This is a genomic window from Dactylosporangium sp. NPDC051541, assembly GCF_044454505.1.
GTDB lineage: Bacteria > Actinomycetota > Actinomycetes > Mycobacteriales > Micromonosporaceae > Dactylosporangium.
On the sequence record NZ_JBITDU010000006.1, the window covers coordinates 337,910 to 358,279 of the forward strand.

At 71.6% G+C, this 20,370-nt stretch carries 18 protein-coding genes and 1 pseudogene; 10 read left to right on the forward strand and 9 right to left on the reverse strand.

Going from position 1 to position 20,370, the window contains the following annotated elements; genetic code table 11:
• Positions 1-54: 54 nt before the first annotated feature.
• The 3 genes from ACIA8L_RS28135 to ACIA8L_RS28145 are packed head-to-tail and all read right to left on the reverse strand — an operon-like array spanning position 55 to position 3,658.
• A complete protein-coding gene (locus ACIA8L_RS28135) occupies positions 55-1,278 on the reverse strand; it encodes a beta-ketoacyl-[acyl-carrier-protein] synthase family protein (RefSeq protein ID WP_395909471.1) in 1,224 nt (407 codons plus the stop codon).
• Between the two features lie 4 nt (positions 1,279-1,282).
• On the reverse strand, positions 1,283-1,846 hold the full coding sequence (locus ACIA8L_RS28140) for a TetR/AcrR family transcriptional regulator (RefSeq protein ID WP_395909472.1): 564 nt from the start codon (positions 1,844-1,846) through the stop codon (positions 1,283-1,285).
• 12 nt (positions 1,847-1,858) lie between these two features.
• Positions 1,859-3,658 carry an arabinofuranosidase catalytic domain-containing protein gene (locus ACIA8L_RS28145; RefSeq protein WP_395909473.1) on the reverse strand — a complete coding sequence of 600 codons (1,800 nt, stop codon included), beginning with the start codon at positions 3,656-3,658 and terminating at the stop codon, positions 1,859-1,861.
• 155 nt (positions 3,659-3,813) lie between these two features.
• On the opposite strand from ACIA8L_RS28145, the gene ACIA8L_RS28150 reads away from it, so the two are divergent.
• Genes ACIA8L_RS28150 through ACIA8L_RS28170 form a run of 5 tightly spaced genes read left to right on the forward strand, consistent with a single transcriptional unit; the run spans position 3,814 to position 7,061 of the window.
• Positions 3,814-4,170 (forward strand): hypothetical protein, encoded by a 357-nt coding sequence (locus tag ACIA8L_RS28150; protein ID WP_395909474.1) that lies wholly within the window; start codon positions 3,814-3,816, stop codon positions 4,168-4,170.
• Between the two features lies 1 nt (position 4,171).
• Complete coding sequence (locus tag ACIA8L_RS28155) at positions 4,172-5,482, forward strand: glutathionylspermidine synthase family protein (RefSeq protein ID WP_395909475.1); 1,311 nt, start codon at positions 4,172-4,174, stop codon at positions 5,480-5,482.
• A 13-nt stretch (positions 5,483-5,495) separates the two neighbouring features.
• Entirely contained in the window at positions 5,496-6,356 is an 861-nt protein-coding gene (locus ACIA8L_RS28160) for a hypothetical protein (protein ID WP_395909476.1), read from the forward strand.
• Positions 6,353-6,859 (forward strand): GNAT family N-acetyltransferase, encoded by a 507-nt coding sequence (locus tag ACIA8L_RS28165; protein WP_395909477.1) that lies wholly within the window; start codon positions 6,353-6,355, stop codon positions 6,857-6,859. The genes ACIA8L_RS28160 and ACIA8L_RS28165 overlap by 4 nt, the downstream gene beginning before the upstream one ends.
• Before the next feature lie 46 nt (positions 6,860-6,905).
• A complete protein-coding gene (locus tag ACIA8L_RS28170) occupies positions 6,906-7,061 on the forward strand; it encodes a hypothetical protein (RefSeq protein ID WP_395909478.1) in 156 nt (51 codons plus the stop codon).
• An 86-nt stretch (positions 7,062-7,147) separates the two neighbouring features.
• On the opposite strand, the pseudogene ACIA8L_RS28175 reads toward ACIA8L_RS28170, so the two are convergent.
• Positions 7,148-7,321, reverse strand: a pseudogene (locus ACIA8L_RS28175) (DUF899 family protein); the annotation flags it as partial.
• A 35-nt stretch (positions 7,322-7,356) separates the two neighbouring features.
• A complete protein-coding gene (locus tag ACIA8L_RS28180; RefSeq protein ID WP_395909479.1) occupies positions 7,357-9,159 on the reverse strand; it encodes a PH domain-containing protein in 1,803 nt (600 codons plus the stop codon).
• A 237-nt stretch (positions 9,160-9,396) separates the two neighbouring features.
• On the opposite strand from ACIA8L_RS28180, the gene ACIA8L_RS28185 reads away from it, so the two are divergent.
• Both ACIA8L_RS28185 and ACIA8L_RS28190 read left to right on the forward strand, forming a co-directional pair.
• Positions 9,397-11,241, forward strand: coding sequence for an adenylyl cyclase (locus tag ACIA8L_RS28185; RefSeq protein WP_395909480.1), 1,845 nt, complete (start codon positions 9,397-9,399; stop codon positions 11,239-11,241).
• A gap of 84 nt (positions 11,242-11,325) precedes the next feature.
• Positions 11,326-12,333 (forward strand): LacI family DNA-binding transcriptional regulator, encoded by a 1,008-nt coding sequence (locus tag ACIA8L_RS28190; protein WP_395909481.1) that lies wholly within the window; start codon positions 11,326-11,328, stop codon positions 12,331-12,333.
• Here ACIA8L_RS28190 and ACIA8L_RS28195 read toward each other — a convergent pair.
• A complete protein-coding gene (locus ACIA8L_RS28195) occupies positions 12,226-13,470 on the reverse strand; it encodes an MFS transporter (protein WP_395909482.1) in 1,245 nt (414 codons plus the stop codon). The genes ACIA8L_RS28190 and ACIA8L_RS28195 overlap by 108 nt on opposite strands.
• Positions 13,471-13,513: 43 nt before the next feature.
• Positions 13,514-14,395 (reverse strand): SDR family oxidoreductase, encoded by an 882-nt coding sequence (locus ACIA8L_RS28200; RefSeq protein WP_395909483.1) that lies wholly within the window; start codon positions 14,393-14,395, stop codon positions 13,514-13,516.
• 86 nt (positions 14,396-14,481) lie between these two features.
• Here ACIA8L_RS28200 and ACIA8L_RS28205 point away from each other — a divergent pair, with 86 nt between their 5' ends.
• Positions 14,482-15,054, forward strand: a complete 573-nt coding sequence (locus ACIA8L_RS28205) for a TetR/AcrR family transcriptional regulator (protein ID WP_395909484.1) — start codon at positions 14,482-14,484, stop codon at positions 15,052-15,054.
• A 4-nt stretch (positions 15,055-15,058) separates the two neighbouring features.
• Here the strand turns inward: ACIA8L_RS28205 and ACIA8L_RS28210 are convergent, their stop codons facing one another.
• Together ACIA8L_RS28210 and ACIA8L_RS28215 are read right to left on the reverse strand one after the other, a co-directional pair.
• The gene (locus tag ACIA8L_RS28210) at positions 15,059-16,645 is read right to left on the reverse strand and encodes a cellulose binding domain-containing protein (RefSeq protein WP_395909485.1); all 1,587 of its coding nucleotides are present in this window, start codon (positions 16,643-16,645) and stop codon (positions 15,059-15,061) included.
• A 72-nt stretch (positions 16,646-16,717) separates the two neighbouring features.
• Entirely contained in the window at positions 16,718-17,149 is a 432-nt protein-coding gene (locus ACIA8L_RS28215) for a hypothetical protein (protein ID WP_395909486.1), read from the reverse strand.
• A gap of 62 nt (positions 17,150-17,211) precedes the next feature.
• Between ACIA8L_RS28215 and ACIA8L_RS28220 the strand changes: the two genes are divergently transcribed.
• A complete protein-coding gene (locus ACIA8L_RS28220) occupies positions 17,212-17,928 on the forward strand; it encodes a hypothetical protein (protein WP_395909487.1) in 717 nt (238 codons plus the stop codon).
• A 30-nt stretch (positions 17,929-17,958) separates the two neighbouring features.
• The gene (locus tag ACIA8L_RS28225; RefSeq protein WP_395909488.1) at positions 17,959-20,370 is read left to right on the forward strand and encodes an Hsp70 family protein; all 2,412 of its coding nucleotides are present in this window, start codon (positions 17,959-17,961) and stop codon (positions 20,368-20,370) included.

Consider the following 20,370-nt stretch of genomic DNA (forward strand, 5'->3'; position numbering starts at 1 on the left):
GCGCGGTCACTCGCGAAGCGCGCGCGGTCACTCGTGAGGCGCGTCCGGCGTGGGCTACGCGTTGGTGAAGAGCAGCGACACGTTGAGGCCCCCGAAGCCGAACGAATTGCACACCGCCGCCGTCATCGCCAGCTCCCGCGGCGCGCCCGAGACGACATCCAAGACAACCTCCGGCGCCTTGTTCTCGAGGTTCAGCGTCGGCGGGATCACGCCGTGCGCGACGGACAGCAGCGTCACGATGCTCTCCACCGCGCCGGCCGCCCCGACCAGGTGGCCGAGCGCGGACTTCGGCGCCGTCAGCACCACGTCGTCGCCGAGGGCCTGCTGGATCGCCACCGCCTCGCCCACGTCGCCGACGACGGTGGACGTGGCGTGGCAGTTGACGTGGGCCACGTCCGACGGCTGCAGGCCCGCGTCGGCGACTGCGCGGCGGATGGCGCGGACCTGGCCCGAGCCGCTCGGGTCGGGGCCGGTGATGTGGTAGGCGTCGGAGGTGACGCCGACGCCGGCCAGGCGGCCGTAAATCGTGGCGCCGCGGGCGGCGGCGTGGTCGGCGCGTTCGAGGATCAGGATGCCGGCGCCCTCGCCCATCACGAAGCCGTCGCGGTCGGCGTCGAACGGGCGCGAGGCGTGCTGCGGGTCGTCGTTGCGCTTCGAGAGGGTGCGGGCCTGGGCGAAGCCAGCCAGCGTGAGCGGCGTGATGGCCGCCTCCGAGCCGCCGGCGATCACCACGTCGGCCTCGCCGAGGCGGATCAGGCGGGCCCCCAGCGCGATCGCCTCGGCGCCCGACGCGCAGGCCGAGACCGGGCAGTAGACGCCGGCGCGGGCGCCGAACTCGATGCTCACCCAGGCGGCCGGGCCGTTGGGCATCAGCATCGGGACGAGGAGCGGCGAGACCTTGCCGGGGCCCTTCTCCTCCAGCAGGTCGTCCTGGGCCAGGAGGGTGTTGACGCCGCCGATGCCGGTGCCGATCGCCACGGCCAGCCGTTCGCCGTCGACCTCGGGGGCGCCCGCGTGCTGCCACGCCTGCTGGGCGGCGACCAGGGCGGACTGCTCGCAGCGGTCCATCCGGCGGGCCTGGACGCGGGTCAGCAGCGTGTCCGGCGAGACCGCCATCCGCGCCCCGATCGTCACCGGCATCGTCTCGGCCAGGTCTCCGGGCAGGAGGTCGTCGATGCGGCCGACCCCCGAGCGCCCTTCGAGCAGGCCCTGCCACAGTGTGTCCACATCGCCGCCGAGCGGCGACAGTGCGCCCATTCCCGTAATGACTACGTCCACGCCATTACGGTACGGGCCACGTCGACAGAGCGCGATCAATAGCCTCCAGCACCAGGGCCCAGCTGGCGTCGAGGCGGCGGGCGTGGTGAAAACCGCCGTCGGTCTCCAGGTGCGTGAAGCCGTGCATGGTGCTGTAGACGAACCGGACAGCGTCGGTGGCGCGCGTGTCCGAAAGCCCATATCCGCGCAGCAGCGCCGCGCACCCGGCGACAATGCGCGCTTGTGCGGCCGCACCGTCCGGATCGCTCAGCGGCCGCACGGTCGCGGCGTAACGGCCGGGGTGGGCCACCACCCAGTCGCGATACGCGGTCCCGTATGCGATGAGCGCGGCCCGCCCCGACCGCCCCTGCAACGCCTCGCCCAACAGGCCGGCCAGCTCGTGCGTGGCCAGCGCGCCCACCGCGTCGAGCAGGTCCGGCATGCCCCGGACGTGTTCGTACAGGCTGGGCACCGCAACGCCGAGCCGCCGCGCGACGGCGGTCATCGTCACGTGGCCGATGCCCGCCTCGTCGGCCAGCTCGAGCGCGGCGGTGCACACTTGTGCACGCGACAGCCCGGCCCGAACCATTGCTCAAAGTTACTAGCTGACCGCGAACTTCTGCGCGGCCGATCCGATGCAGTCGGCGATCTGCAGTCTGATGCCGTTGACCGCGACACCACCCGACGCGTCCAGGCAGCGCCCCGAGGCCGGGTTGCGCACGGTTCCGTCACTCTGCGGTGCCCAGTTCTGCGCGCCGCCGCCATTGCAGTCGTACAGCTGCACCTTCGCACCGTTCGCGGTGCTCCCGGCGACGACGTCGAGACAGCGGCCAAGCGTGCGCAGCGATGAGTTCGCGCCGCGCAGCCAGTGCTGGTCGAGCGCGCCCGGCTGGCAGTCCCACAACTGCACGGCCGCGTTGTTGCCGCCGGTGTCGTCCCCGGCCACGTCCACGCACCGGGCGCCCGGCCCGCCGATGGTGCCGCCGCCGTTGACCGCGAACCGCTGCGGTGCCAGCCCGTTGCAGTCCCAGATCTGCAGTTTCGTGCCGTTCGCGGTCGCCCCGCTCGGCGAGTCGAGACAGCGGCCGGAGACCGGGTTTCGCAGCGAGCCGTCGGCCTGCTGCACCCACTTCTGATACGGCCCGCCGGCGCAATCGGCCAGCTCCACCCGAGTACCATTGCCGACCGCATTGCCGACGAGGTGCAGGCAACGTCCGAGGGCCGCGAGCGACTGGTCCGAATTGTGCACCCAGCGCTGGTCCGAAGCAGAGCCACAATCCCACAGTTGTACTGCGACCCCGCTGGAATTCGCGTCCGCGCCATCGACGCACTTGCCACCGGGGCCGGTCACCGGATTTCCGGGCGGCGCGCCACCCGCATATCCGGCCGCGACAATGTTCGCCTGCACCGCGTCGTCGGCGGCGTCGGTGGGATAGCCGGCCGTCATCACACCCTCGAAGAACGACCCGATCGCCTGGTTGCTGTTGTCGCCCCCGGTCCCGAGGACGATCGAACCCTCCAAATGCATCGGCTGGTATCCGCCGGCCGGCAGTGACCCGTCCCACCACGTCGACAGCGGCCCGGACCGGGAGTCGCCGCCCTTGAGCGCGAACGTGTGCTGCCCGTCGTTCTTCAGCAGCGCGGTGACGAACGGTGTGGCGTTGCCGAGGTTCGCCGGGTTGGTGGCGCTGCCGAGGAACAGCCCGTTCTCCAGGTCGGCCTGCACCCACGGCCCGGAGCCGGTGCACGGCGGGGTCCGCACGCAGCGGGTGGTCAGCGAGACCGCGTCCATGTGCCCGTTGCCGGTGTCGGCGATCTCGGCCTCGGCGTTGCCGTAGTCGAAGCAGCACAAATTGTTGACGTGGGTGCCGCTCGCGACCATGTACATGCCCTCGGGCTGACCTCCGGTGGCCACGCCGGCGCCGACGCGGTGCCGGTAACCCGTGTGCCCGTTGAAGTACAGGCCGTACACCCGATGCCCATTGGCAGTGATGGGCAGAGCGGCCGCGTTGGCCCCGACGTCCTGCCCGCCGGCCGTGCCCGGGCCCTCGATCGTCAGGTCGTTGTGGCGGGGCGACTGGTCGTAGACGACGGTGACCACGCAGGCGGTGCCGGTGCAGAACGCGTCCTGGGCGCCGGCGTCGGCGTAGCCGCCGGCGGTGAGCGGTCCGATGTCGAGCAGGCCGCCGTCGGATGCGCGACGGACCTGGTAGAGGCGGCCGTTGTAGGCGGCGTACAGGGCCCGGGTCGTGCTGTGCGCGCCGACGCACGGGGTGCCGGCGGCGGCGTAGATGTCGCAGGGCTGGGCGGTGGCGGCCTGAGCGGTGCCCGGCACCCCGGCGACGAGGCCGGACGTCGCGAGCAGCAGGGCCACGGCGATGGCGGACAGCCGTGATCGCATCGAATCTCCTCGATAGGTCTATCGGGGTAGGTCGATGGCGAGTATTGCCGTGCCCAATTTTTCAAGCTAGATGGCGGCGGAATGGATCTGCCGGTCCACTCGCGCGACTTGCCTAGGTCATTTACCGTGCTAAGGCACACCTGAGGGAGCAGACGATGAGGCGATCCACTTCGGTACCCCTGGGCCGAAGCTACCTCGCGCTGGCGGCGCTGGCCACAACCGGCGGTCTCGCGGCGTGTAGCCGTCAGCAGCAGACCTACTGTGCCGATCAGAACGGCGTGGTCGTGCCGGACGCGCGCTGCGACGACGGCTCGCCCGGTCACTACTACTACACCGGCAGTTACGGCCGCGGCCGCTCGCCCGGCTACCGGCTCAGCGGCGGCAGCCGCGTGTCCTCGACCGACTCGGTCGGGCGGTCCAACGCCGGGCTGCCGTCGACGGGTCACGTGGCCAACGGCTCGACCCACTCCGGCGGCTTCGGCAGCAGCAGCAAGGGAAGCTCGGGGAGCTGACGTGCGCCGACTCGACAACGGGGCCGTCCGTCCGGACTGGCGCCAGCAACTCGCCACGCAGGGCATCGTGTACAACAACGAGATGCCCGCGCCGGACGGCGGCACCATGTCGTATTGGCGCGAGGGCTCGTTCTACGACTTCACCTCGGCCGAGATCGACACCCTGTCCACGAGCGCCGCGACGCTGTTCGAAATGTGCGTCGCGGCCGGCGACTTCGTCATCGACCACAACATGTTCCAGCTCCTCGGCATCCCCGAGTTTGCCTGGGACCAGATCAAACGCACCTGGTGGGACGACGAGACCGAGCCCGGCGGCCGCAGCAAAGGCGACTTCTCGCCGAGCATCTTCGGACGCTTCGACATCAGATACGCGGGGGACTACGCCGGCAAGCCGCAATTGCTGGAATTCAATGCCGATACGCCCACGTCCCTGCCCGAGTCGGCGGTGGCGCAGTGGTACTGGATGCAGCAGACCGGCCAGGGCAAGGACCAGTGGAACCAGATCCACGAAATGCTCGTCGCCGCCTGGACGCGCAACCTGCAGCGGCTCCGGCAGGCCCGCACCCACCTCCTCAGCCCGATGACCATCCACTTCGCGTGCGATCGGGAAGAGGAGAGCGGCGAGGACCTGTTCAACACCGAATACATGATGGAGACGGCCCGGCAGGCGTTGGAGCCGCTGGGGTACCGCACCAAGTTCCTCTACATGGACGAGATCCGGGCCGGAGACGTGCAGGCGGGCGACCGCTTCTATGACTCCGAGGGCCAGCACATCGACGCGATTTTCAAGTTGTACCCATGGGAGTGGATGCTCCGCGAGCAGTTCGCGAAGCAGTGTTTCCGCGACATGAGCGACCCGCGCCGGGACAGCACGGTCTGGATCGAGCCGCCCTACAAGATGCTCTGGAGCAACAAGGGCCTGCTGCCCATTCTCTGGCACATCTTCGGCGACGACCCCGAGAAGCGCGACCTGCTCCTGCCCGCCTATTTCGAGTCCGAGCGCCCGGAGTGGATGACCTCGTACGTCCGCAAGCCGCTGCTCGGCCGCGAGGGCGCCAACGTCTCGATCATCGTCGACGGTGTCACGAAGACGAGCACCGCCGGCGACTACGGCGGCCCGTTCGTGTGCCAGGCCTTCGCGCCGCTGCCGGCGTTCCCCGACAACCGGGGCGTCGAATGGCATCCGGTCCTCGGCGTCTGGATGATCGACGGCGAGCCGGCGGGCCTCGGCATCCGCGAGAGCGCCGGACTGATCACCGACAACATGAGCAACTTCGTACCGCACACCATCGACCACAGCGGAATTTCGTAGTAGGAGAGACGGCATGAACGCAACCGCCGCCCTGATCGCGGTGCTCCAGGTGCTCATCGTGATCCTCGGCGTGGGCGGCGGCTGGTGGCTGCTCAACGCCGTCACCTCCTTCGACGATCACGACGAGCTGTGGGAGCGGGCCAACTGGGGCTACCTCGTGCAGCGGGTCGGCTTCGTCGCCGTCCAGGTCATCGGCGTGTCGAGCCTCATCGGCCAGGACCTGACCAACTGGAACTCCCTGGCCTGGGTCGGCGGCGGCATCGTCTGGGCGACGCTGCTGGCCGTCGTCGGCTTCTGGATCACCGACTGGATGATCCTGCGCACCCGCGCGACCCGGATGGCCTCGCTCAACACCATCCCACTCTCGGTGGGCCTGGTCCGCCTCGGCTTCTACCTGGGCCTCGCGCTGGTCGTCCGGGCCACGTTCATCGGCCACGCACCCGACCTGCGCACGTCACTGCTCTCGACGCTGGTCTTCACGGCCGCCGGGATCGCCGGCCTGGTGATCGCGTTCCACCTGCACGGCCTCGTCGCCCACGGCAACCTGCGGCTGTCCATGGTCCAGGGCGGCGTGACCGAGAGCCTCGAGTCGGCGGCCGTCCTCACGGCGGTCGGCCTCATCCTGTACGGCGCGATCGCCGGCGACTTCACGACGTGGCCGGAGAGCCTGGCCGGCTTCGGCGCGGCCCTCGGCATCGCGTACGTCGGCCTGTACATCGCCCGGTACCTCATCGACTGGTTCGTCCTGACCGGCGAGTGCACCCTCAAGACGATCCACGCCCAGCAGCAGAAGGGCGCGGCCGCACTGCTGGCGTTCCTGCTGGTGATGGTCGCCCTGCCGATCAGCGCGGTCATCAACCTGTACGTCGAATGACGGTCCTGACCACCGAGCGTCTCCGTATCGAGGAGATGACCGAGGCCGACCTGGACGACTTCGCGGCACTCCTCGGCGATGTCTTCGTGATGCGGTACTACCCGCGCCCGAAGACCCGCGCGGAGACACTCGAGTGGATTTTTTTGAACCGGCGGCGGTACTGCGAGCAGGGCCACGGCCTCTGGAAGCTGAGCCGTCTGGAGGACGGCGCCTTCGTGGGCGACTGCGGACTGACCATCCAGCGGGTCGACGGCGTCGACGAACTGGAGCTGGGCTATCACGTGGCGCCGCGGTGCCAGCGCACCGGCCTGGCCACGGAGGCGGCCCGGGCCTGCCGCGACTGGGCGAGCACCGAGCTGGGCGCCGCCCGCGTGATCGCCATCATCCACCCGGACAACGTGGCGTCGCAGCGAGTAGCCACCAACGCCGGCCTGACGCTGGAGAAACGCACCACCGGCTACGGCCCCGGCACCGAGGTCATGATCTACGCCACAGCTCTGTAATTCGCGCATAACGCAGCGTTTGCCGTCACTCTTTCGGGGCACATGCATGAGCATGGAAAGCGCGGTGCTCAGCAAGGACGTTCGGGACCAGTCAACGAACAACACCGAGCCAGAGGACGCTTCGGACGACCTGTTCTGGATGCCGGCAGACCCCGGCACCTCGGTCGCCGGCCCGCTGGCCGACAGCCGGTTCATCCTGTAAGCCAGTACCCCACCGCAGCGGGCCGACCGCCCGATGCCTCGAAAAAGCCCGGCGACCCCAATCGCCGGGCTTTCGACGCGGCGAGTTCAGCCGTAGGTCGGGTTCTGGGGCCAGCCGGCGGGCGAGTCCTCCCAGTCCTCCTGGCGGCCGTACGGTGTCAGGTCCAGGATGTCGAACATGAACACGAGGCGGTCGACGCCCCGCTGGGTCGTGTTGTAGGTGCGGTAGACCTGGTCGCCGTCGCGGAGGAAGACGCAGAGCACCATCGGCAGCCGCCGGCGCTGTGCGGCGATCCTTAGAAAGATCCCGCCAGCAGGAGGGCGTACACCAGCGTCTCCAAAGCCCACGCCGCGTAGAGCAGGACGGGGGCCGGTGGTGCGACCGGGGCCGGCGGCAGGGACACGACGTCGCGGACGCGCGCGCGGACGCGGGCCGCGGCTCGCTCGGCCGCCAGTCGTAGAGCGCCGGACAGCTGCAGGCCGGTCCGTTCGTCGCCGGACAGGAACCGGGGCAGCAGTGCGTGTTCGCCGCGGGCGGTCACGACCAGGCCGGCGCCGTGGTGGTCGGTTTCGATGGTGACGGCGCCGTGGCGGTCGGCGCGGATCGCGTGGACGTCGGGCCAGACGAGGAGGCGGGCGCCGATGCTGCCGACGACGCTGAGGCCGGCGCCGTTCCAGGAGACGCGCGGGCGCAGGAAGAGCCGCCAGCCGGAGAGGCAGGCGATCGCGGTCACCGGGGCCGTCACCGCGACCGCGCCCCAGTACGGCAAAGTGGGCAGAAGGCGCCACAGCACCAGCAGGAAGGGCCACGAGGAGGCGACCACCACCGCGTATCCGGAGAACCGGTTGTGCCGGTGCGTGTGGACGGTCTCGGGGTCGCTCGACACGTCCTCGGGGCGCAGCGCCAGGATCTCCTCCGGGCGCAGCGGGAGGCGGGCCGCGTCCGGGACCGCGCCGGGGGTGTCGAGGTCGGGGTCGGGGGCGGGGCCGCCGTACGCGGGGGCGAAGCGGCCGCTGCGGGCCGGGCCGCGCGGGACGAGCAGTTCGCCGTCGACCGCGACCGCGCACCAGTGCCGCTGGGCCGGGACGCCGAAGAGGATGCCGGGGCGGATGTCGTCGGAGCCGTGCCGGGACAGGGCGAAGAACTCCACGAGGGCCGGCTCGCCCGGGCGCGCGTCGGTGGCGTAGACGGCGACGCGGCCGCCCAGCGCCCAGACGTACACCTCCGTCGCCGGTTGTTCACCCGCGAACAGGGCGCGGGCGGCGGCCGAGCGCTCGCGCGACCGAGCGAGGCAGCCCGCGGCCAGTCCGGCCCCGAGGACGGCCAGGGCGAGCCAGCCGCTGGTGTCGTACGGCTCGCTGACCAGCTGATACAGCCCGTCGTCGGCGACCAGGACGGCGACGTGCGAGCCGACCGGGTGCTCGTCGGCCTCGGCCACCGTGATCCGCGCGGCCGTCGTGGTGCCCGGGAGCCGGACTTCCAGGGTGTACTCGTCCGGGTGCGCGGTCACCTCGCCGTTTACCCGTTCGGCGGTGGAAAGGCGGTCGTCGGCGCCCGACTGCTCCGCCAGCGCGACAACAGCAATGGCAATTGCCCCGAGCAGCAGTGGTACTGCGAGCAGGCGCCACCCCAGTCCGTACCGTGGAAAATGTCCAGGCTTCGGTGGTTTGCGATGTGATGTCGTCGCCGCCCACATCTCGGCCGCGGTGCCGAGCCCGGGCGGGGTGAGCCGGGCGGTCACGAAGGCCAGCACCGCCAGGCCCGCGTCGACGCCGGTGAGCCAGGCCGGCGAGGCCAGGCCGGGGTGCGCGACCTGCCAGATCGCGTCGGCGGTGAAGAAGCCGGCGGCGAGCCAGGCGGTGACCGGCAGCGAGACGAACGCGACCACGGGCAGCGCGGCGACCAGGCCGAACAGCACCGCGTTGAGCCAGTCGGGGCTGCACGGGGCGGCGTCGGAGCACTCGACCGGCGGGTCGAAGGCGACGTGCAGCGACAGGACCGCGATCGCCGCCACGACCACGAGCAGCGCGCGGGCGCGGCGCCAGCGCATGGGGCGCACGGTCCACCCGAAGACGTCGGCGGTCAGCAGCGGGGTCATTTCCCGCCATTCTCCCGAGCGCGGCCAACCGCCGTTTCCCCGGGGTCGGCCGCCAAGCTGCGAAGAGAGCGGGATCTGGCCGATTTGTACCCGTGGACCAGTCGAGATGTTCCCTGTAACGTCCCTCCGTGAAAGCGCTCTCTCGCATTCGTGGCGCACACCCCCGCCCGCGATGCCATGCCCCATCTCGCCTGGGCATCGGGTGCCGCGCCGCCAGAGGAAAGTAGGTCGCGTTTCATGTTATTTGGTTCAGCTCGGCCAAGCCGCCGTGGCCGGTGGTTTGCCCTCGGGGCCGCCGTACTGCTGACCGCGGTCGCCGCCGTCTCCACCCCCGGCGCCGCCGCGGCCGCCCCCGCCGGGCAGAAGAACCCCGACTTCGGCCCCAACGTCAAGATCTTCGACCCGTCGATGACGGTGGAGCAGATCAAGTCGGTCGCCGACTCGGTGCTCGCTCAGCAGATCGACAACGAGATGGGCACGCAGCGCTACACGCTGCTGTTCAAGCCGGGCACGTACGGCACCGCCGACCACCCGCTGCAGATCCAGGTCGGGTACTACACCGAGGTCGCCGGCCTCGGGCTCAACCCCACCGACACGGTCATCAACGGCCACGTCGACGTCTACAACCGCTGCCTCGCGGCCGACAACTGCATCGCGCTGGTCAACTTCTGGCGTTCGATGTCGAACCTCACCATCAACGTGGCCGGCCTCGACGGCTGCCGCGCCTCGGGTGAGTTCTGGGCCGTGTCGCAGGCCGCCCCGCTGCGGCGGGTCAAGTTCAACGGCAACGCCACGTTCATGGACTACTGCACCGCCGGCCCGCAGTACGCCTCCGGCGGCTTCATGGCCGACTCGGTGACGAGCACGCTCACCAACGGCTCGCAGCAGCAGTTCCTGGTCCGCGACAGCAACATCGGGACCTGGTCGAACGCGGTGTGGAACCAGGTGTTCACCGGCACTCCGGGCGCGCCCGCGCAGAGCTTCCCGAGCCCGCAGTACACCACGCTGGACCAGACCCCGGCGAGCAAGGAAAAGCCGTTCATCTACATCGACGGCAAGGGTAAGTGGAACGTCTTCGAGCCCGCGCTGCGCAAGAACGTGTCGGGTGCGAGCTGGGCGAACGGACCCACCCCGGGCCGCTCGATCCCGCTGTCGGACTTCTACCTGGCCAAGCCGTCGGACTCGGTGCTCGCCATCAACATCCAGCTCGCGCTGGGCAAGCACCTGCTCTTCACGCCCGGCGTGTACAACGTCAACAGCTCGATCCTCGTCTGGCGCCCCGACACCGTGGTGCTGGGCATGGGCATCGCGACGCTGACCGCGGTCGGCGGCTCGGTGCCGGTGTGGATCGCCGACAGCAAGGGCATCTCGGTCTCCGGCATCATGATCGACGCCGGCACCGTGAACTCGCCCGCGCTGATGCAGGTCGGCACCAAGCTCGGCGGCGCGCTCAACCTGGGTGACGCCAACGACCCGACCGTGCTGCACGACGTGTTCTTCCGCGTCGGCGGCCCGCACGTCGGCAAGGCGGACGTGAGCCTGGAGGTCAACTCCGACCACGTCATCCTCGACGACATCTGGGCCTGGCGTGCCGACCACGGCGTCGCGGGCTCGGTCGGCTGGGACATCAACACCGGCCGCAACGGCGTCATCGTCAACGGCGACGACGTCCTCGCGACGGGTCTCTTCGTCGAGCACTACCAGCAGTACAACGTCATCTGGAACGGCGAGCGCGGCAAGACGATCTTCTTCCAGAACGAGCTGCCCTACGACCCGCCGAACCAGGCCGCCTGGAGCCACGACGGTGTCAAGGGCTGGGCCGCCTACAAGGTCAGCGACAAGGTGAAGACCCACGAGCTGTGGGGTGGCGGCAGCTACATCTTCACCAACGTCGACCCGACCATCCACGCGGCCCACGGCTTCGAGGTCCCCAACCGCCCGGGCGTCAAGCTCCACGACATCCTGACGGTCAACCTCGCCGCCGGCACCATCGACCACGTGGTCAACGACACCGGCGCCCCCGTCGCCACGGAAACCGGCGTCGGCGTCCCCAGCTACGTCACGAGCTACCCGGCGAGCTGACAAACGCTTCACTGTGTGGGGTAAGAAGCGGCGCCCGGCCTGGACTCCCCAGGCCGGGCGCCGTCACCGTCTGCGGAGGTCACAATGTCGAGGCCGACCATCAAGGACGTCGCGGACCGGGCCGGCGTGGCCCGCTCGACGGTGTCACGGGTCCTGAACAACGCCCCGGGCGCCTCCCCGGCCGTCCGCGCTCGGGTCCACCGGGTCATGGCCGAGCTCGACTACGTCCCCGATCAGACGGCCCGGGCCCTGGCCTCCGGGCGGCAGCGGGCCATCGACGTCGTCGCCTACACCGGCGGCCAGGTCGGCGGCTGGCTCGGTTCCCACCCGTATTACAGCCGCGTCCTCGCCGGCATCGTCCCGGCCCTCGCCGGCACCGACGTGCAGATCCGCGTCCACGCGATCGCCGCGCCCGAGGACGCCGACGCGATCGCCGCGCACGCTACCGTCGGGGCCGTGCTGACCGATGTGCCCGCGGCCATCGCGCGGCGGCTGCGGGAGCGCTGCCGCCGGGTCGTGTCCCTGGGCGCGACGTCGGCGTCGGTGGCGACCATCGACGCCGACAACACCGGCGGGGCGTATGCCGCGGTCCAGCACCTGCACCGGCTGGGCCGCACGCGCATCGCGGCCATCCACGGGCCGGGCACCAGTGCCGACGCCCGCGACCGGCGAGCCGGCTACCGGGCGGCGATGCGCGACCTCGGCCTGCCGGTGTTCGAGGACGGCGGTGCCTTCCGGCGCGAGGACGGCTGGGCGGCGGCCGATCGGCTGCTCCGGCAGTACCCCCGAATCGATGGTCTGTTCGTGGCTTGTGACCTGATGGCGGCGGGCGCCGTCCAGGCCGTCACCGCCGGCGGCCGCGGGGTGCCCGGCGACGTCAGCGTCATCGGTTTCGACGACAGCGTCGCCGCCGTGTGCACCAATCCGCCCCTCACGACAATGCGCTTCCCGGTCGAGGAGATGGCCGCCGCCGCGGCCCGCCTGCTACTGGCCGGCGACGTCCCGGCCGGCCATCGGCGGCGCTTCCCGGTCGGCCTCGTAACGCGGGCCAGCACGGCGCAGCGCGGCCAGCCCGGCGACGGCGAGCAGTGACAGGCCGGCCGGGACGAGGAACACCAGCGGCAGGCCCACCGCGGCGGCGCCGAGGCCACCGGCGGCCCCGCCGATGGCCGAGGCCAGGGCGGTGGAGCTCATGAAGATCGCGGATGCGGTGGCGACAGCGTGCGGCAGGAGCCGCTGGGCGACGATGATGCCGAGCGCGGCGAACACACCCCAGACCCCGCCCATGAGGATCTGCCCCGCGAACAGCCCGGCCGCCGACCCGCTCAGCGCGAAGCACAGGTTGGCCGCCACGCCGAATCCGGCCCCGACCACCATCAGCCGCATCGCCCCGATCCGCCGGGCCACGATCGCGGCGACGGGCATGAGCACGATCTCGACCAGCGGCTGGACCCCGATGACGGCCCCGCTCAGCCCGGGCCCGAATCCGAGGTCCCGGTTCATGTGGATCGGCAGGTAGGCGTACTTGATCGGCTCACCGGCGTACACCAGAACGTAGAGCCCGGTGAACGCGAGCAGGGGCAGCATGGTGCGCACCGTGGGCCGCTGCTCGGTGGCCCGGTCCCGGCGCGGGGGTTCGGGCGTCTCGAGCCGCCCGAGCGGCACCACCTGGGCGAGGGTGCAGACGGCGGTGGCCACGAGCATGACGCGCAGCGACGTGTGCGCGGCCAGGAGTGCCCCGGCGACCGGTCCGACGATCCAGCCGCCGGTCAGCGCCATCCGCACCACGGAGACGACGCCGTCGTCGTTTCCGGTCGGCCGGGCCCGCAGCTCGTCGTGCAGGGCCGCGAAGACCTGCGACGTGGCCGCCCCGGCGAACGCCAGCACGGCCGCGCTGAGCACGAACGGCACCCAGATCCGCGTGGCGAACGCGATCCCGGCCCAGCCCAGGAATCCGGCCAGCGCACAGACCCGGAACAGCCCGAGCCGCCGTCCGCTGCGATCCGAGCGCGCCCCGATGAGGTACCCGGCGACGGGCGCCGTGAGGTTGGTCAGGTAGAACAGCCCGGCCGTGGTGAGCGAGGCCCCCAGATCGCCGACGAGGAACGCGGCGATCTGGGGCGCGGCCGCCGAGAACCCGACCGCCGACAGGAACACGGCCGCCGCCGCACCTCGGTACAGCGGCGACCGCAGTGTCAGCCCCAGCGCCGCCGTCCGTGTGTCCTCCACGCGGGGGGACGGTACGGGCGGGAGCGGTTCCAGCGGAAGCGGGTCAGGACTGGATGTTCTCCAGGTCCTCGAGCAGGCTCGGGTGGACGGGCTTCCAGCCGAGGGTCTCGCGGGTGTAGGCACTCGACGCGGGCTGGTCGGCGGCGAAGATCTGGCCCAGCGGGCCGAACGTCTCGGCCGGGACGGACCGGACGGGGACGCTCAGGCGGCGGCCGATGACCTCGGCGATGGCGCGGACCTCGTCGCCCTCGTCGGCGACGGCGTGCCACGAGGTGCCGGCCGGGGCCTGCTCGAGGGCCAGGCGGAACAGGACGGCGGCGTCCAGGGCGTGGACGGCCGGCCAGCGCTGGGTGCCGTCGCCCGGGTAGCCGGAGGTGCCGGTCTGCCGGGCGATCTGGGTCAGCAGACCCGCGAAGCCGCCGGTGCCGTTGTTGTGGACCGTGCGCGGCAGGCGGACCGCGGAGCTGCGCACGCCGCGGTCGGCGAGGGCGAGGATGGCGTTGACGGTGCGGCCGCGGCCGCCGACCGGGCCGTCGGTGGGCAGCGGGTCGGTCTCGGTGGACGGGCGGCCCGCGATCCACGGCGTGCCCGAGCACGTCACGAGCGGCTTGTCGGTGCCCAGCAGGGCTTCGCCCATGGTGGTGAGGGCGGCGGTCTCCTCGGCGACCGCGCGGGCGACGGCTTCGGGGCTGCTGAAGTCGTTGCTGAAGGCCAGGTGGATCACGCCGTCGGCCCGGGTGGCGCCGGTGCGCACGACGTCGAGGTCGGCCAGGCCGCCGCGGAGGACCTGGGCGCCGGCGGCCTCGGCGGCGGCCGCGGAGGCGTCGGAGCGGGCCAGGGCCAGGACGGTGTGGCCGTGGGCCAGGAGCTCGGCGACCACGGCGGAGCCGATGAGACCGGTGCCGCCGGTGATGAAGACCTGCATGGGGTACTCCCCGAAGTGATGGGACTCTTGTCCCGTCAACCGTAGCACGGTGATGGGACAAAGGTTCCGTCACCTATGATGGGTGTATGGGTCGGTGGGAACCAGGTGCGCGGGAGCGGCTCGTCGTGGCCGCCGTCGACCTGTTCGCCGAGCAGGGGTACGACGCCACCACCGTCGCGCAGATCGCCGAGCGGGCCGGGGTCACGAAGAGCACGTTCTTCCGGCACTTCCCGGACAAGCGGGAGCTGCTCGTGGCCGGCCAGGACGCGCTGCGGCGGCTGCTGGCCGAGGGGATCGCCGAGGCGCCCGCGGAGGCGTCGCCGCTCGAGGCGGTCGCGGCCGGGCTGGAGCGGGCGTCCGCCACCATGGGGCCGATGAACCACGAGCTCGGGCCGCGGCTGAAAGCGGCCATCGCGGCCAGCGCCGAGCTGCAGGAGCGCGACGCGCTGAAGAGCGTCAGCCTGGCCGCGGCGATGACGGAGGCCCTCGTCGCCCGCGGCGTGCCGGGCGCGACCGCGGCGCTGGCGGGGGAGCTGGGCGTGCTCGCGTTCAAGCGGGGCTATGCCGCCTGGTCGCAGGGTGCGGCCTCCGACTCGCTGGCGCCGTACGCGCTCGCCGCCCTGGAGGAACTGCGGGCGGCGAGCGCGGCGCTGGGCTAGGACCTCAGCCCGTGTAGGCGGCGAAGATCTTCGAGAACTCGTACGGGGACTGCGGGACGTTCGTGCACATGTAGAGGGCGCCGTTGCAGGCGTTGCGGTCGCGGGTCGTCTCCCAGAAGGACAGCATGCCCAGGTGGTTCTGCTGGGCGAAGGCGACGAGCTGGCGGGCGTCGTTCTGGTCGTAGGTGCCGCCGTCGTCGTTCTTGCCCAGCATCGGCGTGACGCCCAGCAGGCGCCAAACCTGCGCGTCGGTCTTGCCCGGGTACAACCCCTTCAGCTGTGTGAACGTCGACTGCGCGGCCTGGACCGCGAAGTTGCCGTAGTCACCGCTGCTGCGCTGGTAGTCCATCGCCATCACGTTGACGAGGTCCAGGTTGACCCCGGCGTCCCGGGCCGAGCGGACCACGTTGACGCCGTCGCTGGTGAGGCCCTCGGGCAGCACCGGCAGGGTCAGCGAGATCTTCACGTCCGGCCGCGCGGCCTGCAGCAGGGCCAGGGCCTGCGACCGGCGGGCGATCGTGGTCGGGTCGGCGACCGCCGCGCCCTCGATGTCGAGGTCGATGTACTTGAGGTTGTACGCGTCGACGACCGCCTGATACTCGGCGGCGACCTGGGCCGCGGTCGAGCAGGCCTGGGCCAGTTCGATGCCGCTGGCGCCACCGAACGAGATCTTCACGTCCCCGCCCCGGGCCCGGATCGCGTCGATCTGGTCCTTGCTCCAGGCGGCCCGCGGGTCGTAGGCGTTGAACCACGACGCCTTGCAGCCCGCGCTGTTGACGAACGCGAGCGTGAAGTTCTTCAGGTTGCCGGCCGTGGCCATGTCCGTCAGGGAGGGCGTCGGCCAGGCCCCCATGTCGACGTACGGCGCGGTCGCGAGCGTCGTGCCGCCACCGCCGCCACCCCCGCCGCCGCCGGCCTGCGTGGTCGCGCTGACCTGGTTGGAGGCCGCGGACGCGTTGCCGGCGGCGTCGCGGGCCTTGACGGTGAACGTGTAGGCGGTTGAAGCGGAAAGCCCGGATACGGTACCGCTCGTGCCGGCGACCGAAGCCGCGAGCACACCGCCCCGGTAGATGTCGTAGCCGCTCACGCCCACGTTGTCGGTGGACGCGTTCCAGGCGAGGCTGACGCTGGACGAGGACGTCGCGGTGACGCGCAGGCTGGACGGTACCGATGGAGGCGTGGTGTCTGTAATGCCCGCACACGAAGCGCCGTTGAGCTTGCAGTTGGCGGGTTTGCCGGACCCGGACACGAGGAACCCGAAACTCGCCGTCCCACCGGGTGCGAGGGTGCCGTTGTAGGTCCGGTTGTTGGCGGTGACGTGCGTGCCGCTCTGGGCCATGAGCGCGTCCCAGTAGCTGCCGAGCGCGGAGCCGGACGGCAGGTCGAACTCGACCTTCCAGCTGGAGACGGTGGCGGCCGTCCCGTTGGTGATCGTGTACTTCGCCTGGTAGCCGCTGCCCCAGTCGGAGTCGTAGCTCAGCGTCGCGGTCAGCGCGCCCGCCGCCTCAGCGGGGGTCGTCGCCACCGCGATGCCACCGACGGCGACAACCGCGGCCGCCGCGGCCAGGCCAATCCGAAGTCGGGATGTCATGTGCACTGCCTCCAGACAAGACAGGTGTCTATTGAGGCACAACGATAAATAAAGTTAACTAAAAGTCAATGGTCACCACTCGCAGACCCACCAGCGCCCGTCCTCCTTGACGACCACCAGCTTGCTCACGACGCTCTTGCCCTCGGGTTTGTTCACGCCCACCTCGACCTCGGCGAGCGTGTCGCGATCGGCGTCCGGCCGGCGGGCATCGACGTAGTCGTAGCGGTCGACCTTGAGCGTCCGATCGCCCCATTCCTCCTCGCTCAGCGCGGCCCGCTGGTCGGCGCACAGCACCTTGTACGCCTTCGCGGGCTGGTGCTCGATGATCGCGTCCAGGTAGCCGCGGGCCACCGACTCGGGGCTGCTCTGGTCGATCGGGCCCGCCGACGTCAGCAGCGCGATCACGACGATGAGGACCGCCACCAGCGGCACGCCCAGCGCGAGACCCCAGACGACGATCCGGCGGCGCCCGCGCGGCTCGGGATTGCTCTTCTCCGGCATCACGGAGACAACTGTAAATGCGAGGCTTGGCTGTGCCGGCGGGGTTCGTGGGGCATGATGTCCCGATGGGACGGCACGGGCAGCGGCAGCGCACGACGGTCTGCGTTGTCCGCGATCCGCGCCGGCCCGTGCCCCGGTGGCCGTGGCTGCTGCCGCTCGGCGGGCTGGCGCTGCTGCCGGCCGGGATCGTCGCCGGGCTGTTCGCCGCGGCGGTGTTGTTGCTGGTTGTGGCCGGTGGGGTGCGGCGCTGGCCGGGCGGGGTGCGGATCTGCGGGCCGGCGATCGCCGAGTGGCAGGCGGCCGAGGCGGCCGTGCGGGAGGTCCGGCTGCGGTGGCCGGCGCTCGGGGCCATGGCCGAGCCCGGGGACATCCGGCCCACGTTGGAGATCACGCGGTACAACATCGGGCGGTTGATCGCGGCTCGGGTCCGGCTCCGCGCGGAGGCCGACGAGCTGCGGGCCGTCCGTGACGAGCTGCGGCCCGGCGACCTGCGCGACGAGCTCGGCGAGCGGCTCGAGGTGATCCTGGACCGGGTCCGGGACCTCGACGCCCAGCTGGCGGCCCGGACGGCGGCGATCGGGCGGCTGGCCGTCTCGCTCGACGCGCACGAGCGGCGGGAGGTCGCCACCGCGCGGGCGCGGGTGCTGCTGGCGGGTGATCTGCCCGGCGCCACGCTGCTGGCCGACCCCCTGGACGAGGTCGGCGAACGGACCGCGGCCACCCTCGCGGCGTATCGAGAGTTGTCCGAACTGCGACCTTCACCGTCCGAAACGCGATCGTAGGCGGACCGTACCGGGAACTACGATGGGGGCATGTCACCGGCCTTCGGGCTCGGGATCGACTTCGGCACCTCGAACACGGTGGCCCTGATGCGCTGGCCGGACGGGCGCGTCAGGCCGCTGCTGTTCGATGCCAATCCGTTGCTCCCGTCCGCCGTGTTCGCCCCGACCAAGCCGGGGCCGGGCTCAACCACGCCCTCGGGTGATCTTGTTGTGGGCGGGGACGCGCTGCACCACGCGCGGTTCGACCCGGCCGGACTGGAGCCCAACCCCAAGCAGCACATCGACGAGCCGGCCATGCTCCTCGGCACCCGCGAGGTCCCCGTCGCCGACCTGATCGCGGCCGTCCTGCGGTTCGTGTTCACCGAGGCCAAGCGGGTCGCCGGCACTGAGGACTTCGCGGTCGCCATCGCCCACCCGGCCGGCTGGGGCACCCAGCGCCGGGCCGTGCTGGCCGAGGCCGCGCGCCGGGCCGGGCTCGGTGCGGCGCTGCTCGTGCCGGAGCCGGTCGCGGCCGCGCACGCGTTCACCGCCGTGCTCGGGCAGCAGGTCGAGACCGGCAAGGCCCTCGTCGTCTACGACCTCGGCGCCGGCACCTTCGACGCCAGCGTGGTCGTGCGCCGTCCGGCCGGCTTCGAGGCGGTCGCCGTCGACGGCCTCACCGACGTCGGCGGCCTCGACATCGACGCGACGATCGTGCGCTGGCTGGGGGAGCGCTACTCCCCGAACGACCCCGAGCTCTGGACCCGCCTCGCCGACGGGCAGGACCCCGACTCGCTCCGCCACCGCCGCATGCTCTGGCACGACGCCCGCGTCGCCAAGGAGATGCTGTCCCGGGCCCCGGCCGTCGTCCTGCAGATGCCCGCGCCGCTCAACGTCGACGCCCAGCTCACCCGCGACGAGTTCGAGGCGGCCGCCAAACCCCTTCTCGAACGCACCGTCTTCACCACCGCCGCGCTCATCAAACAGGCCGGCGTGAAACCCGAAGACATCGCGGGGGTACTGCTCGTAGGCGGCGGCAGTCGCATCCCGCTCGTCGCCACCATGCTGCACCGCGCCCTGAGCGTCGCGCCGACGATCACCGAGCAGCCCGAGATCGTCGTGGCCGAGGGCTGCCTGCTGTCGCTCTCGGCGCCGCCGTCCGACCAGGAGGGCGACGGCACCCCCCTGTGGCCGGCCGCGGCGGCGGCCGCAGCCCCATACGCCTCCATGGCCGCCGGGCCACCAGCCTCTGCCGCAACCTCTCCGGCCTCCCTCTCGTCTCCAATCGCCCCGCCGTTCCCGTCCGGTCCACCGAGCCCCGCAACGCCGCCGGTCGTCCCAACGCCGCCGGTCGTCCCGACACCGCCGGGCCCGGTCATGCCGGAGCCGGTCGCGGCGGCCGGGGCGGAGGCGGCCACTTCGGCGCCGGGGACCGATCCGGGCATCATGTGGCCCGATCAGGACGGGAAACCGGTCGGTTTCTCGACGCCTCCACCAGCCGCGCCGATGTCGGCACCGCCCGTTGCGCCGATGTCCGCACCGCCGTCTTCCGCACCGCCTGCGGGCTATGGCATGCCGGTCTCCGCGCCGCCCGTTTCCGCGGCCCCCTCGTCGGGCGTTCCCGTGTCCGGTGTGCCGGTTTCCGGCGTGCCGACCTCGAGTCCGCCGCGGGGCCAGGTGTATCAGACCGGCGGCTACCCGATCGTCCAGCCGCAACAACCGCCGCAGTCGTTCCAGCCGCCGTCACCGTTCCATCCGCAGCCGGCCCAGCAGCCGCCCTACCCGCAGCCGACCCAGCAGCAGCCGCCGCGCCCGCCCGTGCCGCGGTACCTTCCGCCGCCGCCCGCGGCCGCCGCCATGCCGGTGTCGCCGGGGCCGTCCAGCCGGGTCGTTCCCGTCTACGACGAGCGGGCCATCGCCGGCGCGCGGCCCAAGGGCGGCAAGAACTGGCTCAACGCCCTCCTCGTCGTGATCGCCCTGCTGGCCGTGGCCGGCGCGGGCACGACGGTCTACCTGGTGCAGCTGGGCAAGGACAAGCCGTCCGCGAGCAGTCAGTCGCCCGCGCCCGAGACCACCACCAGCGCCGACCCCGGCCAGAGCGCCGACCAGGCGGGCAACGTCGGCGTCGGCGGCGGGGTCAGCGGCGGTGAGACCACGGCCGATCAGACCAGGGCCCCGGCGACGACGGCCACGAAGACCGACTGGGTGACGGTGCCGGACCTGAGCGGCGCCTACGTCGACTACGCCAAGCAGCAGCTGCAGGACAAAGGCCTGAAGTACACGATCAAGTACAAGGAGACGTGGGAAGAGGACCAGGTCAACAAGGTGATCAGCCAGGACCCGAAGGCCAGCAAACAGGCCGCCAAGGGCAGCACCGTCACCCTGACGATCGGGTCCGAGCCGAAGGCCCCCTCGAGCGCACCGCCCGCGACGACCAGCGGCCCCCGCCCCACGTCGACGTAG

What these genes read in the sequence shown, in the direction of transcription:
- ACIA8L_RS28180 (WP_395909479.1), bottom strand. Translation starts at nt 9,159, where the DNA reads ATGACCCCGCTGCTGACCGCCGACGTCTTCGGGTGGACCGTGCGCCCC.
- ACIA8L_RS28160 (WP_395909476.1), top strand. Translation starts at nt 5,496, where the DNA reads ATGAACGCAACCGCCGCCCTGATCGCGGTGCTCCAGGTGCTCATCGTG.
- ACIA8L_RS28185 (WP_395909480.1), top strand. Translation starts at nt 9,397, where the DNA reads ATGTTATTTGGTTCAGCTCGGCCAAGCCGCCGTGGCCGGTGGTTTGCC.
- ACIA8L_RS28145 (WP_395909473.1), bottom strand. Translation starts at nt 3,658, where the DNA reads ATGCGATCACGGCTGTCCGCCATCGCCGTGGCCCTGCTGCTCGCGACG.
- ACIA8L_RS28170 (WP_395909478.1), top strand. Translation starts at nt 6,906, where the DNA reads ATGAGCATGGAAAGCGCGGTGCTCAGCAAGGACGTTCGGGACCAGTCA.
- ACIA8L_RS28190 (WP_395909481.1), top strand. Translation starts at nt 11,326, where the DNA reads ATGTCGAGGCCGACCATCAAGGACGTCGCGGACCGGGCCGGCGTGGCC.
- ACIA8L_RS28140 (WP_395909472.1), bottom strand. Translation starts at nt 1,846, where the DNA reads ATGGTTCGGGCCGGGCTGTCGCGTGCACAAGTGTGCACCGCCGCGCTC.
- ACIA8L_RS28200 (WP_395909483.1), bottom strand. Translation starts at nt 14,395, where the DNA reads ATGCAGGTCTTCATCACCGGCGGCACCGGTCTCATCGGCTCCGCCGTG.
- ACIA8L_RS28220 (WP_395909487.1), top strand. Translation starts at nt 17,212, where the DNA reads ATGGGACGGCACGGGCAGCGGCAGCGCACGACGGTCTGCGTTGTCCGC.
- ACIA8L_RS28210 (WP_395909485.1), bottom strand. Translation starts at nt 16,645, where the DNA reads ATGACATCCCGACTTCGGATTGGCCTGGCCGCGGCGGCCGCGGTTGTC.
- ACIA8L_RS28150 (WP_395909474.1), top strand. Translation starts at nt 3,814, where the DNA reads ATGAGGCGATCCACTTCGGTACCCCTGGGCCGAAGCTACCTCGCGCTG.
- ACIA8L_RS28165 (WP_395909477.1), top strand. Translation starts at nt 6,353, where the DNA reads ATGACGGTCCTGACCACCGAGCGTCTCCGTATCGAGGAGATGACCGAG.
- ACIA8L_RS28225 (WP_395909488.1), top strand. Translation starts at nt 17,959, where the DNA reads ATGTCACCGGCCTTCGGGCTCGGGATCGACTTCGGCACCTCGAACACG.
- ACIA8L_RS28205 (WP_395909484.1), top strand. Translation starts at nt 14,482, where the DNA reads ATGGGTCGGTGGGAACCAGGTGCGCGGGAGCGGCTCGTCGTGGCCGCC.